We start from the raw sequence: 12,864 nt of genomic DNA, 5'->3' as shown, positions 1-12,864 counted from the left end.
GTGAAGCCCGATGGGCGGCGCCCCCTGGCTTTCCTTAGAAAGGGTAATGAGTTATGCTAAAGACCATGCCGGAACTGTCCCGCCCCCTGCCTGACGGCCTGGAGGCGCCCCCAGACGACGCGGCCGCGGTGAACGCTCTGCGGTCCGCCGTGATGCGCCTGTCGCGCCGACTCAAGCACCAGCGGGTCGACGAATCGCTGAGCCCCACCGAGATGTCGGTGCTCGGCACCCTGTTCCGCTGCGGCAGCGCCACCCCCGGTGAGCTGGCCCGCAAGGAGCATGTGCAGCCGCCGTCGATGACCCGCATCGTGGCCATGCTGGAGGCCAAGGGGCTGGTCCGGCTCGAACCGCACCCCGACGACCGCCGCCAGAAGGTCGTCACGCAGACCGAACAGGCCGAGGCGATGCTTGAGGAGAGCCGCCGTAAGCGCAACGCCTGGCTCGCCGAGCTGGCCTCCGGGCTGGACGAGGACGAGTGGGCGAAGGTGCGGGCCGCCGCGCCCGTGCTGGAGAAGCTCGCACAGCTGTAGAACCCGAGGCCGAGGAGGCGAACCGACTTTGAGTACGGGATCCGGAGCACACTCCGCCCCCGCACCGAACTCCCCACACGACACGGTTTCCGACGACGCGACCGCGACCCCCCAGGGCCCCGCCCGGGACGTCGCCACAGGCCCCGCCGCCACACCGCGCAAGGGCACGTTCAGCTCGCTCCGCATACGTAACTACCGCCTCTTCGCCACCGGCCAGATGGTGTCCAACACGGGCACCTGGATGCAGCGCATCGCCCAGGACTGGCTGGTGCTCAGCCTCACCGGCTCGTCCGGCGCGGTAGGCATCACCACCGCGCTGCAGTTCCTGCCGATGCTGCTCTTCGGGCTCTACGGCGGCGTCATCGCCGACCGTTTCGCCAAGCGCAAGCTGCTCCTGTTCACCCAGTCCGCCATGGGCCTGACCGGCCTCGCCCTCGCCGTGCTCACACTGAGCGGCCAGGTCCAGGTCTGGCACGTCTACCTGGTCGCCTTCGTCCTCGGCCTGGTCACCGTCGTCGACAACCCCTCCCGGCAGGCCTTCGTCTCCGAGATGGTCGGCCAGGACGAGCTGCGCAACGCCGTCAGCCTCAACTCCGCCAACTTCCAGTCCGCGCGGCTGATCGGGCCGGCCGTCGCCGGTGTCCTGATCACCGCCTTCGGCAGCGGCTGGGCCTTCCTGCTCAACGGCCTCTCGTTCATCGCCCCGCTCACCGGGCTGCTGATGATGCGGACCGCCGAACTCCACAAGGTCGACCGGATCCCGCGCAGCAAGGGCCAGCTGCGGGAGGGGCTGCGGTATGTCTCGGGGCGCCCCGATCTGCTGTGGCCCATCGTCCTGGTCGGCTTCATCGGGACCTTCGGCTTCAACTTCCCGATCTGGCTGACCGCGTTCGACTACCACGTCTACCACCAGGGCGCCGGCACCTACTCGCTGTTCAACGGGCTGATGGCGGCGGGCTCACTGATCGGCGCGCTGCTTGCCGCCCGCCGCGCCGGCTCCCGGCTGCGGCTGCTCGTCGGCGCGGCGATCCTCTTCGGCGCCCTGGAGATCGCCGCCGCGCTCGCCCCGTCGTTCTGGGTCTTCGCGGCGCTTCTCGCCCCGATCGGCATGGTCGGCCTGACGGTCAATGTCACCGCCAATTCGAGCATCCAGATGGCCACCGATCCGCTGATGCGCGGCCGGGTGATGAGCCTGTTCATGATGGTCTTCGTGGGCGGCACCCCGCTGGGCGCACCGGTGGTCGGCTGGATCACCGACGCCTTCGGCGCCCGGATCGGCTTCCTGGCCGGCGGTCTGGTCTCCATGGTGTCCGCGGTCGTCATCGGCCTGATCCTCGCCAGGATGGGCGGCTTGCGCCTGAAGATCGATCTGCGCCGGGGCCGTCAGCACGTGGCGTTCGTGCCGCGGGTCTCCGCCGCTGCCGCTGCCGCTGCCTCCGCCTCCGCCTCCGCGGAGAGGAGCCTGACTCCGGCGGCGTAGGGACGGGACGGGTGGCGTGGGGCGGCGCGCTTCCGGGCCGCGATCTGCCGGACGGCACGAGCCCTGCGCCACACTGCCGCGATCTGCGGACGGCACGAGCCCTGCGCCACACTGGCCGCATGAGACTCTTCGCCGCCGTCCTGCCGCCCGCTCCCGCGATCGAGGAACTGGCCGCCGAGGTGGCGCAGTTGAAGAAGCTGCCGGCCGCCGAACGGCTGCGGTGGACGGGCCGGGACAGCTGGCATTTCACCCTTGCCTTCTACGGCGAGGTGCCCGAGGAGATCGTCCCCGACCTGCGGGAACGCCTGGGCCGCGCCGCCGCTCGCCGCGATTCCTACCCCCTGCGGATCGCCGGCGGCGGCCGCTTCTCGGACCGGGTGGTGTGGGCCGGGGCCGACGGCGACCGGCCCGCCATGCGCACGCTCGCGGGCGCGGCGTCGGCAGCGGGCCGCCGGGCGGGCGTGGCCATGGAGGAGGAGCACCGCCCGTACACCCCCCATCTCACCCTCGCCCGGAACCGCGTCCCCGACCTGGACCTGCGCCCGTACGCGGCCGCCCTCAAGGATTTCGCCGGTTCGCCCTGGACGGTCGACGCCCTGGCCCTGGTGCGCAGCCATCCGCCCGTCCCCGGGGTGGCCGGCAAGCAGCCCCACTACGAAACAGTGGGGTCCTGGCCGCTGGGCCACTGAAGTCTGCTGGGTGCTGATGGGGCGCCGGGCCGCTGGACGGCCGCTGGAGGGCCGCCGGATCACGGATCGGCCGCCGCCCCCTCTGTCCGGCCGCCGGGCCGCCGAAACGTGCGGACCGGTCCCGGTTACGCTCAAGGGGTGGACCCCAAAACCCGTAACCGGATCATGTCCGGCCTGCTCGCCGTCCTGCTCATCGTCGTGGTCGTGGCGGCGGCGTTGCACTGAGCGATGCTGTCGCGGCGGCGCCGCACCGAGTGCTGCCGTGGCCGCTGCCGCGCGCCAGGCAGCCGATCAGACCGGCCGCCGGGCGCGCGGACCGTTCACCAGGCGAAGGCCTCCGGGCTCGGGCCGGGGCCGGGGAAGATCTCGTCGAGCGAGGCGAGGAGATCGTCCGGGAGGGTCAGTTCGACGGCGCGCAGCGCGGAGGCGAGCTGGTCCGTCGTACGGGGGCCGACGATCGGCCCGGTGACGCCGGGCCGGGTCAAAAGCCAGGCCAGCGCGACCTCGCCGGGCGCCAGGCCGTGCTTGTCGAGCAGGTCCTCATAGGACTCGATCTTGGCGCGGATCGCGGAGTTGGCGAGGGCGTCGGCCGAACGCCCGATGCCCGAGCGGCCCGCGCCGCCCTCGCGCTCCTTGCGCAGGGCCCCGCCCAGCAGCCCGCCGTGCAGCGGGGACCAGGGGATGACGCCCAGGCCGTAGCCCCGGGCGGCCGGGATGACCTCCATCTCGGCGCGCCGCTCGGCGAGGTTGTAGAGGCACTGCTCGCTGACCAGGCCCAGCGAACCGCGGCGGGCGGCCGCCTCGTTCGCACGGGCGATGTGCCAGCCGGCGTGGTTGGACGAGCCGGCGTAGAGGATCTTGCCCTGCTGGACGAGGACGTCGATGGCCTGCCAGATCTCGTCCCAGGGGGTGTCCCGGTCGACGTGGTGGAACTGGTAGAGATCGATGTAGTCGGTGCCCAGCCGCTTCAGGCTGGCCTCCACCGAGCGCCGGATGTTGACCGCGGAGAGCTTGTCGTGGTTGGGCCAGACCTTGTCGCCCTCCGTCCCCATGTTGGCGTAGACCTTGGTGCCCAGCACGGTCTTGTCCCGCCGGCCGCCGCCCTTGGCGAACCAACTGCCGACGATTTCCTCGGTACGGCCCTTGTCGGCGCCGAATCCGTAGACGTTGGCGGTGTCGAAGAAGTTGACGCCCGCGCCCTGCGCCGCGTCCATGATGGTGTGACTGGCGGCCTCGTCCGTCTGAGGCCCGAAGTTCATCGTCCCGAGGACGAGTCGGCTGACCTTGAGTCCGGTGCGTCCGAGCTGCGTGTACTTCATGGTGGTCCAGCCAACGCCCTGGAGTGCGCTCGAAGCAAGGACCGTTCGGGCGTCAGGGCGTGTCCGAGGGTGGTGTGGTGGGTGGGACGAAGTCCCGTACCGGTGGAGCGGTGGCGCGGCCGGCCGCCCGGTGCCCGGCGGCGGTGAAGAGCGGCAGCGCGACGGGTGCGCAGCAGGCCGCCGCCACCGGCAGGGCGCCGGGGCCGTACGTACCGAGCGGCCGGCCGCCGAGTGCGCCGCCGAGAGGCGCCGACATAGACCGCGCTGCTGGTGAGCGCGAGCACCTGTGGCCCGTGCGCGGGACCGGCCAGTGCCAGTACCCGGGTCTGTACGGCGGGCGGCACCGCCCAGGCCGCGGCCGCCCAGACCACGAGCAGGGGAACGACGAGGGCGAGCGGGGCGGGATCCGGCACCGGCAACTGCCCCACCGAGGGCTGGGACGACACCACCCGCGGCATCGGGGCTATCGTGCGGGACTCCTGGCGGCGCCATCTGGAACCGGAGAACATCGGCGCGTCCCGGCTCATCCCCGAGATCGAGGGCCTGGCGGCGGCAGGCCGGCTCGGCGGCCGGGTCCCCGCATTCCTCGCGGACCGCGCCGAGTTCGTGGCCGGCACCGGGCCAGTGAGCGGACCGGCCCGCGCGCCGGGTAGCTCACCCGGCCGGCACCGCCGCCCCGGATGCCACCTCGGCGCGGTACGGCCCGCCGACTCCCCACGCCTGATGCATCGCCCCGGCGAACGCCCCCGCGAGCAGCCGCTCCCCCCGCTCCGACGGATGCGTCCCGTCGTAGGTGGCGCGATCGATCTCCCAGCCGTCCGGCACGGAGGCCAGCAGCAACGGCGAGGCGGGGGTGGAGAGGTCGGCGACGGCCTTGGCCAGCAGCTCGTTGAAGCGCTCGCACTCCGCGCCGAACGCGGTGTCCGCCACCGCCCGCACATTGGGTATCACCGGCATCAGCACCGCCCGCACGTGCGGCGCCGCCGCCCGGGCCCGCGCCACGAACTCCCGCACGTTCTCCGCGGTCTGCCCGGCGTTCGTATAGAAGCCGAGGTCGATCAGGCCGAGCGAGACCAGCAGGGTGTCGGCCTCGTACCGGCGCACCACGTCGCCGATCAGCGGCGCCATGTGCAGCCAGCCCTCGCCCCAGCCGGCGAGGTGGCGGCGGGCCCCCTCGGGGAAGCCGGGGTCGGCGTAGGCGGTGGAGGCGGGGGCGCCGGTGGCCGGGTCGTGGAGCGTATGGCGTGGTCCGACGATGCGGTACGGGCCGTCGAACGTCGCGTTCAGGTGCTGCCACATCCGGTAGCGCCAGGTGAACTCGCCGGTGCTCCCAATGGTCATCGAGTCACCGACGAACATGATCCTCATCCGGCCATGATGGCCGAGATCCCCTACCGCTCGGTACGTGACGCTGGACACGCCCCGGCCCGTGGTGCGGTGACGGCGTGACCGGCCAGGCGCGGGTGGCGGCGGGGAAGTGCGGGTGGCGGCGTGGAGGCCGGTGGCTTGCGCCCCCGCCCGGTGGTCCCAGATGGCAGTCTGTGCCCATGCGTTCGCTTCTGTGCGCGGCCGGTGCCGCGGGAATCCTGTGGTCGGCGGCCGTGGTGCCCGCCGCCGCCGACGAGCCCGACGGCTTCACCATCGGCGATCCCCGGATCACCGAGTCCAGCGGCCTGGCCGCCAGCCGGGCGCACCCCGGGATCTACTGGACCCACAACGACAGCGACGACGGCCCCTACGTCTACGCCGTCGACGGCCGCACCGGCCGCACGGTCGCCCGGATCACCCTGCGCGGCATCGGCAGGCCGCGCGATGTCGAGGCCATCTCGACCGGCCCGGACGGCAACATCTACGTCGGCGACATCGGCGACAACCTCGGCGGCAGCTGGAGCCACGTCTGGATCTACCGCTTCCCCGAACCGAAGAAGCTGCGCGACGCGACGGTCACGGCGACCCAGTTCGACGTGAAGTACGCGGACGGGCCACGGGACGCCGAAGCGCTGATGGTGCACCCCAAGACCGGCCGGGTCTATATCGCCAGCAAGAAGCAGGACGGCGGTGGCGCCCTCTACGCGGGCCCGCAGCGGCTCACCACCTCCGGCACCAACGTCTTCCGCAAGGTCGCGCCCATCGATCTGTGGGTGACCGACGGTGCGTTCTCCCCCGACGGCACCCGTCTGGTGCTGCGCAGCTACTTCGGCGCCCGGATCTACCGCTGGCAGGACGGCCGTCCCAAGGACCTCGGCAGCGTGGGCGTACCGATCCAGCAGCAGGGCGAATCGGTCACCTTCACCCCCGACGGCCGCACCCTCATGTACGGCTCGGAGGGCAACGACAGCGAGGTCAAACCGGTCGGCCTGAGCGACGCGCAGCTGCCGGACTCGGCGAAGGACGACCCGGCGAACGGCGACGGCGCGGGCGGCCGGGGCGGCAAGGGGAGTGCGGGGACGGACCTGGACCCCGGCTTCATCAAGGGGGCGGTGGTTCTCGCGGTGGCCACGGCGCTGGTCGTCGGGCTGCGCAGGCTGGTGCGACGGCGGTAGGGCGGGGCCTTTGCGGCAGCGGCAGCGGCAGCGGCAGCGATGAGTCTGCCCGGCCCCGGCGGTCTCACCGATACCGATACGGAGATCGATACGGAGATCGATACCGACAGGTACAGATACAGACACCGATATCGACCTCGGTACCGACAACGGCAGGAGGAAACACGTGGCTCAGCTGCTGAGGGTCCAGAACTTCAATGTCTCGCGTGACGGATTCGGTGCCGGCGAGCACCAGAGCCTGGAGCGGCCGTTCGGCCACGCGGATCCCGGGGAGCTGTTCGCCTGGGCCGGCGCCACGGCGAGCTGGCCCATGCGCACCGACCCCGGAGGCAGCCGCGGCCTCGACGACTACTTCACGCGGGACTTCGCACGCAACATCGGCGCCGAGATCATGGGCCGCAACAAGTTCGGGCCCTATCGCGGGCCCTGGAGCGACCACGAGTGGAACGGCTGGTGGGGTGACGAGCCCCCGTTTCACACCCCGGTGTTCGTCATGACCCACCACGAGCGTCCTTCGCTCACCCTCTCCGACACCACGTTCCACTTCGTCGGCGGCGACCCGGCCACGGTCCTCGCGCAGGCACGGGAGGCCGCGCAGGGCAAGGACGTCCGACTCGGTGGCGGGGCCACGACCATCCGGCAGTTCCTCGACGCCGACCTCGTGGACACCCTGCACGTAGCCGTCTCGCAGGTGGAGCTCGGATCCGGGGTACGGCTCTGGGAGTCCCCCGAGGAACTGCTCGACCGGTTCCACCTCGACGTCGTGCCCAGCCCCAGCGGCGTGACGCACCACCTGTTCTGGCGAAGGTGACACACGGGCCCACTCGGGACGCCGGCGCGGTGGCCGCGACCGTCTCAGTGGGCCCCGGCCCCGGCCGGTGCCATGGGTTAGCCCTCTTCCCTGACCCAGCCCTGCTCCCCGGCCCCGCCCTCGACCAGCCGCAGCTCGTAATGCAGGGTCCGCTCCTTCTTCAGCCGGTGCAGCAGCGGCACGAAGAGCCCGTGGATCAGGGGGTACTTCCGGGTCAGTGAACGCTCGGCCCGCCGGTACTCCCGGGTCTGCGGATCCAGCAGCCGCACCCGCGCCGGGACGGTGGGCCCGGTGGGACGCCCCCGCCAGGTGGAGGCGCAGATCTCCACCTCGGGAAAGTTCCGCATCCGCTTCGCCTTCCAGGCGCTGCCGTACGTCCGCAGATAGGCGTGATCGCCGTCGACCGCGAGGTTCATCGGCGTGCCGACACCGGTGCCGTCCCGCTTGTACGTGGTCAGCAGGATCGCCCCTTGCCGTTCGAAGGGGGCGAGGCCGGGGCTCGGGGGGTTCGTCATGGCTCCCATACAGGCATATCCGGCCTGTTTCGTCACTTCATGGTGCGTCCGTTCGGGCGGTGCGGTTGGCGATAAGCGCCTCGAATCCGTCCAGGAGCGCGGTCAGGCCCAGTTCGAAGACCGGGGTGTCGTCACCGGTGAACGTGTCCTGGTCCAGGCCGGCGAGGGCGGGGTAGCGGCCGCTCAGCATCGCCTTGGACAGGGCCGGCTCCTGTGCCTGCCAGAAGTCCGCGTTGCTGATGCCGGTCCGCTTCTCTGCGAGGGCGGAGTTGAGCTCGGTACGGGCGGTGCCGGTGATGAAGCCGCCGAAGGACACCATCACGTGGATCTTCTCGCGGTCGGTCAGGCCGGTGCCGGCCAGGGCGCGCAGCGCGTACTCCAGTGAGTCCAGGGCGTTGGGGCCGAGCAGTGGGCGGGCCTGGTCGACCTGGAGCAGCCAGGGGTGCCGCTGGTGCAGCTGCCAGTTGTCGCGGGCGAGGGCTTCGAGCGCGGGGCGCCAGCCGGCGGCGGGGTCGGGGTGGGCCTCGGCGTCGAACGCGGAGACCTTGTCGAGCATCAGGTCGAGGAGTTCGGCCTTGCCCGGCACATAGCGGTAGAGGGACATGGTGCCGACGCCGAGTTCGGTGGCGACGCGGCGCATGGACAGTGCGCCGAGCCCGTCGGAATCGGCGACCGCCACCGCTGTGGTGACGATGCGGTCGAGGGTGAGGCCCGGCTTGGGGCCACGGCTGGGCCGGTCGCCGAGACCCCAGAGCAGTTCCAGGCTGCGCGGGATATCGCCGCCGCCGCTGTGTTCTGTCGTCGTCATCGTGCGGTCATCCTATGCCGCCCGGGCAAAAACTGAGTACGACGTACGCGTAATCGAGTACGGTGTACCCAGTTTCCGACCGGAGGGGGTCCGACGATGACCGGCAAGACGAACGGGGCACGGCGCGGGGCAAGGGGAGGGGCGGGGCCGGCTGCTGCCGCGCCGGCGCCACCACCGCCGGATGCGGCGGATGTGACGGATGCGGCCGTCCTCGCGGAGGGCCTGGAGAAGCGGTACGGCGACAAGCGGGCACTGGACGGCCTCGACCTCACCGTCCGGCGCGGCACGGTGCACGGCCTGCTCGGGCCGAACGGCTCGGGCAAGACCACCGCCGTCCGCATCCTGGCCACCCTGCTGCGACCGGACGGCGGACGGGCGACGGTCGCCGGACACGAGGTGACGCGGTCGCCGCAGCAGGTGCGCGCCAGGATCGGACTGGCGGGCCAATACGCCGCCGTGGACCAGATATTGACCGGGCGGCAGAACCTGGAAATGTTCGGCAGGCTCTTTCATCTCGGCGCACACCGGGCGCGGACGCGGGCGGCGGAGCTGCTGGATCAGTTCGGGCTGGGCGACGCGGCCGGGAAACCGGCGGGGGGTTACAGCGGCGGGATGCGCCGCCGTCTCGACCTCGCCGCGAGCCTGATCCTCGCACCCCAGGTGCTCTTCCTGGACGAGCCGACCACCGGCCTCGACCCGCGCGGCCGCAATGAGGTCTGGGCGGCGCTGCGCCGGCTCGCCGAGACCGGCACCACCGTGCTGCTGACCACCCAGTACCTCGACGAGGCGGACCGGCTGGCCGACCGCATCTCCGTCATCGAGCACGGGCGGACGATCGCCGACGGGACGCCCGCCGAACTGAAACGGCAGGTGGGCGGGGACAGCCTCCAGGTGGTGCTGAGCGACCCCGCCGACCTGCCACACGCGGCGCGCACCATGGCCCGGGTCGCCGCGGACGGTGTGCCGCCCACCCGGGACGAGGCCGAGCGGCGGGTGGGGGTGCCGGTGAACGACGGTGTGGCGGCGCTGACCGAGGTCGCCCGCACCCTCCAGGACGACGGCATCGGTGTCGAGGACATCGCCCTGCGCCGGCCCACGCTGGACGAGGTCTTCCTGCGGCTCACGGGACACCGTTCGGCCACCACCGGACAGGAGGCGGCCGCATGAGCGCCGGCACTTTGCCCCACACCCCGGACGCCGGCTCTCCGGGCCCGGCCGGCGGCCGGGGCCACGGCCCCGCGCGCCGTCTCCACTGGGCCCTCGCCGACTGCTGGACCATCGTCCGCCGGGACTTGACCCACCTGGTCCGGCAGCCCGTCAACATCGCCTGGCAGCTGGGCTTCCCGGTCGTCTCCGTTCTGCTCTTCGTCTATGTCTTCGGCAGTGCGATGGATGTCGGCAGCGGTGTGGACTACCCGACGTTCGCGATGCCCGGCATCTTCGCGATGACCATGTCCTTCGGCTTCATGAACACCGCACTGCTCGTCGTCATCGACCGGGACCGTGGTGTCACCGACCGCTTCCGCTCCATGCCGATGGCGCCCTCGGCCGTGGTCAGCGGGCGCGGGGTCTCCGATGTGGTCAGTGCCGGCATCGACCTCGCGGCGCTGGCCGTGATCGCCGTGCTCGTCGGCTGGCGCTCCCACGGCGATCCGGCCGCCACCCTGGCCGCATTCGGGCTGTTGCTGCTGCTGCGCTTCGCGCTCACCTGGATCGGCGTCTTCCTCGGCCTCTGGGTGCGCAACCAGGAAATGGCCGGTGGGCTCTACGCCCTCGCCTTCCCGTTCGGCATGATCTCCAGTGTCTTCACGCCGCCGTCGATGATGCCGGACTGGCTGGGCGCGATCGCCATGTGGAACCCGGTCTCCTCGACGGCCGGTGCCATCCGCACCCTCTTCGGAAACCCGGCCACCACGGGAAGCAGTTGGGTCGAGGCGCATGCGGTGCTGATGGCGGTGCTCTGGCCGCTCGCCATCACGGCCGTCTTCCTGCCGCTGGCGGTACGGCGCTTCCAGCGGCTGAACCGCTAGGTGTACTGACCGGGCACGTTGATCAATCGTGAGAACGGCGGCAGGCTCCCGCATGCCGTATGGGGTCTGTGGTGGTTGTAGTAGTGCAACCAGCTTTCCCACTCACTTCGGCGTTCGGCCTCGGAGGCGTGGCAGCGGGCGTAGGCCCAGCCGTCTGCCATGGTGCGGTGGAAGCGTTCGACCTTCCCGTTGGTCTGCGGACGGTAAGGGCGGGTGTACTTCGGCGTGATCGAGAGGGCGTCGCACGTGTCGCGCCACAGAATAGGAGCGATAGGCGCCTCCATTGTCCGAGAGCACCCTCGCGATGACGACGCCGCGCTCGGCAGAACCACTCCGCCGCGCGATGCAGTACGCCGACTGCGGTCACGGCAGTTTCGTCATCGTGGACCTCGGTGAAGGCGACGCGGGAGTGGTCGTCGATGACCGTGTGCACGAACGCATAACCGAGCTTCGGGCTGCCGTAGGCATTGCGGGACTTGCCCGGTGCGCTCCTGGACAGGCTGAAGGGCCGGCCATCGTGTGTGGCCGGCCCTTCGACAACGTGAGGTGTGGAGAGGGGACGTACAGCTCAGTCGACCGGGGAGACCCGGATGAGGTTTCCATCGGGGTCAGTGATCACGAACGTGCGGCCGAAGACAGCGTCGTGCGGCTCCTCGACGACATGGACCCCCTTCGAGACCCAACTCGTGAAGACCTCGTCAACTGCGGACGATGGTCCCGGCATCATCAGTCCGACTTCGCTCGTGCGAGGAGTGCTCGGGACAGCGTGCTCGTTGTATCCCGTCCACAGCGCGAACAGGACGCCGGGGGCAACCTCGAAGGCCACGTAGTGGGGACTGGTGAAGGTCGGTTCGAGCTCGAACAGGTCGCTGTAGAAGGCGGTAGCGGCCTGGGCGTCGCGAACGCCGATCAGGAACAGGTTCGGTGCGGCCATGGAGCGCTCCTCAACTAGTTGATTTCTTGGTACTGCTCCAGCGGATCGTGTGATCGCGACAGAACCTGTCACCTTTTCTGCGAACATTGGCGAGCATGAAGGCTTCGCGGCTCTTGCACCTACTGCTGCTCCTGCAGACCCGTCAGCGCATCACCACCAGCGAGCTCGCCAAGCGGCTGGAGGTGTCTCGGCGGACTGTGCTGCGGGATGTGGAGGCACTCTCAACTGCGGGTGTGCCTGTTTATGCAGAACGGGGGCGGAACGGCGGGATCATCTTGCTCCCCGGTGCGCGGCTCAACGCATCCCATCTGGACCCACCAGAGCTGGAGGCGCTCTCCGTGGCTGGCTTGGACAGCGCGCAGCTTGAGGGCATGGGCCTGTCTGGGGTGTGGGAATCGGCCGCGCGCAAGATCGCTGCCCGCCAGGCTGGATCACCTGAGCCACCGAACTTGCTGCGATTGGCGGACCTGGTGCTGGTGGAAAGCACCTCGTGGTTCGCTGGCTCAGAGGCGGCGATCGACGTAGCGGATCTGGCTACGGCACTGCGGCACCGCCGTCGGCTGCGCATCCGGTACCGGCGCAGCGCCGAGAATCGGGCCTCGACGCGAGTGGTCGACCCGTACGGGATCGTGGCGAAGTCAGGCCGCTGGTATCTCGTCGCCGACGACCAGGGGGACGGTCGGCTGTTCGCTCTGGAACGACTCTCGGCCTACGAACAGCTCAACGCGCCGGCTGTTCTTCGACCTGGTGAGACCCTTCACACCAGGTGGGCCGCGTTGAAGGCACGCACCGAGGCGCAAGGCCGCGTGAGCGTGACCATCCGCCTGCCAGAAACTGGCATCGACCTGGCGCGGCGCATACTCGGCAACCGCATCCACGAAGTTTCCGACCCAGAAGATGGTTGTTGCACCGTCGTCGTGCGCTATCCCAACATCGAGTCAGTGCGCCAGCTCCTCCAATTCGGTGACCATATCGAGGTGCTCGCCCCAGAGAGGGCCCGCGAACGCATCAGTCAGCTCGCCGGAGACCTGCTTGAACGCCACTCGGCCCCCACCTCGTAACTGCTGATCGGAGCGCCGTGCTTTCAATCAACGTCTCCGGTCAGTACAGCTAGATGAATGAGTCCGATGTTCTCAGTGGTCGAAGGCGATCAGGGATCGTTTGATCTTGGCGCCGGTGGTCCAGTTGTGCCAGATGCCGGCGGC

General features: G+C 70.5%; 14 protein-coding genes and 1 pseudogene. 8 read left to right on the top strand and 7 right to left on the bottom strand.

The genetic code is table 11. The annotated features are described in order from the left end of the window. Positions 1-65 precede the first annotated feature (65 nt). From ACGFR7_RS25560 to thpR, 3 genes are all read left to right on the top strand, one after another. Positions 66-530, top strand: coding sequence for a MarR family winged helix-turn-helix transcriptional regulator (locus tag ACGFR7_RS25560; RefSeq protein ID WP_393323590.1), 465 nt, complete (start codon positions 66-68; stop codon positions 528-530). Between the two features lie 28 nt (positions 531-558). Then, positions 559-2,010, top strand: a complete 1,452-nt coding sequence (locus tag ACGFR7_RS25555; protein WP_393323587.1) for an MFS transporter — start codon at positions 559-561, stop codon at positions 2,008-2,010. Positions 2,011-2,129: 119 nt separating this feature from the next. Beyond that, positions 2,130-2,699 (top strand): RNA 2',3'-cyclic phosphodiesterase, encoded by a 570-nt coding sequence (gene thpR / locus ACGFR7_RS25550; RefSeq protein WP_393323584.1) that lies wholly within the window; start codon positions 2,130-2,132, stop codon positions 2,697-2,699. A 320-nt stretch (positions 2,700-3,019) separates the two neighbouring features. Here the strand turns inward: thpR and ACGFR7_RS25545 are convergent, their stop codons facing one another. The 3 genes from ACGFR7_RS25545 to ACGFR7_RS25535 form a co-directional block, all read right to left on the bottom strand. After that, on the bottom strand, positions 3,020-4,018 hold the full coding sequence (locus ACGFR7_RS25545; protein ID WP_393323581.1) for an aldo/keto reductase: 999 nt from the start codon (positions 4,016-4,018) through the stop codon (positions 3,020-3,022). Between the two features lie 52 nt (positions 4,019-4,070). After that, positions 4,071-4,274 carry a hypothetical protein gene (locus tag ACGFR7_RS25540; RefSeq protein ID WP_393323578.1) on the bottom strand — a complete coding sequence of 68 codons (204 nt, stop codon included), beginning with the start codon at positions 4,272-4,274 and terminating at the stop codon, positions 4,071-4,073. Positions 4,275-4,672: 398 nt separating this feature from the next. Continuing rightward, positions 4,673-5,386, bottom strand: coding sequence for a GDSL-type esterase/lipase family protein (locus tag ACGFR7_RS25535; protein WP_393323575.1), 714 nt, complete (start codon positions 5,384-5,386; stop codon positions 4,673-4,675). Positions 5,387-5,565: 179 nt separating this feature from the next. Here ACGFR7_RS25535 and ACGFR7_RS25530 point away from each other — a divergent pair, with 179 nt between their 5' ends. Together ACGFR7_RS25530 and ACGFR7_RS25525 are read left to right on the top strand one after the other, a co-directional pair. Beyond that, positions 5,566-6,561, top strand: a complete 996-nt coding sequence (locus tag ACGFR7_RS25530; RefSeq protein ID WP_393323572.1) for a hypothetical protein — start codon at positions 5,566-5,568, stop codon at positions 6,559-6,561. Between the two features lie 166 nt (positions 6,562-6,727). Then, the gene (locus tag ACGFR7_RS25525) at positions 6,728-7,372 is read left to right on the top strand and encodes a dihydrofolate reductase family protein (RefSeq protein WP_393323570.1); all 645 of its coding nucleotides are present in this window, start codon (positions 6,728-6,730) and stop codon (positions 7,370-7,372) included. Positions 7,373-7,449: 77 nt separating this feature from the next. On the opposite strand, the gene ACGFR7_RS25520 is transcribed toward ACGFR7_RS25525, so the two are convergent. Further along, on the bottom strand, positions 7,450-7,887 hold the full coding sequence (locus ACGFR7_RS25520) for a PPOX class F420-dependent oxidoreductase (RefSeq protein ID WP_393323567.1): 438 nt from the start codon (positions 7,885-7,887) through the stop codon (positions 7,450-7,452). A gap of 37 nt (positions 7,888-7,924) precedes the next feature. After that, the gene (locus ACGFR7_RS25515) at positions 7,925-8,695 is read right to left on the bottom strand and encodes a TetR/AcrR family transcriptional regulator (RefSeq protein WP_393323564.1); all 771 of its coding nucleotides are present in this window, start codon (positions 8,693-8,695) and stop codon (positions 7,925-7,927) included. A 96-nt stretch (positions 8,696-8,791) separates the two neighbouring features. Here ACGFR7_RS25515 and ACGFR7_RS25510 point away from each other — a divergent pair, with 96 nt between their 5' ends. Together ACGFR7_RS25510 and ACGFR7_RS25505 are read left to right on the top strand one after the other, a co-directional pair. Then, on the top strand, positions 8,792-9,862 hold the full coding sequence (locus ACGFR7_RS25510; protein WP_393323561.1) for an ATP-binding cassette domain-containing protein: 1,071 nt from the start codon (positions 8,792-8,794) through the stop codon (positions 9,860-9,862). Next, the gene (locus ACGFR7_RS25505; protein ID WP_393323559.1) at positions 9,859-10,725 is read left to right on the top strand and encodes an ABC transporter permease; all 867 of its coding nucleotides are present in this window, start codon (positions 9,859-9,861) and stop codon (positions 10,723-10,725) included. Before ACGFR7_RS25510 ends, ACGFR7_RS25505 begins: the two co-directional genes overlap by 4 nt. On the opposite strand, the pseudogene ACGFR7_RS25500 reads toward ACGFR7_RS25505, so the two are convergent. Together ACGFR7_RS25500 and ACGFR7_RS25495 are read right to left on the bottom strand one after the other, a co-directional pair. After that, positions 10,722-11,215 (bottom strand): annotated as a pseudogene (locus tag ACGFR7_RS25500) (integrase core domain-containing protein); the annotation flags it as partial. The gene ACGFR7_RS25505 and the pseudogene ACGFR7_RS25500 overlap by 4 nt on opposite strands. A 78-nt stretch (positions 11,216-11,293) precedes the next feature. Beyond that, the gene (locus tag ACGFR7_RS25495; protein ID WP_393323556.1) at positions 11,294-11,659 is read right to left on the bottom strand and encodes a VOC family protein; all 366 of its coding nucleotides are present in this window, start codon (positions 11,657-11,659) and stop codon (positions 11,294-11,296) included. Positions 11,660-11,754: 95 nt separating this feature from the next. Here ACGFR7_RS25495 and ACGFR7_RS25490 point away from each other — a divergent pair, with 95 nt between their 5' ends. After that, on the top strand, positions 11,755-12,720 hold the full coding sequence (locus ACGFR7_RS25490; RefSeq protein WP_393323553.1) for a helix-turn-helix transcriptional regulator: 966 nt from the start codon (positions 11,755-11,757) through the stop codon (positions 12,718-12,720). Positions 12,721-12,864 lie beyond the last annotated feature (144 nt).

It is taken from the genome of Streptomyces sp. NPDC048516 (assembly GCF_043199875.1).
Lineage (GTDB): Bacteria > Actinomycetota > Actinomycetes > Streptomycetales > Streptomycetaceae > Streptomyces.
This window is presented reverse-complemented; position numbering and strand designations above follow the sequence as displayed.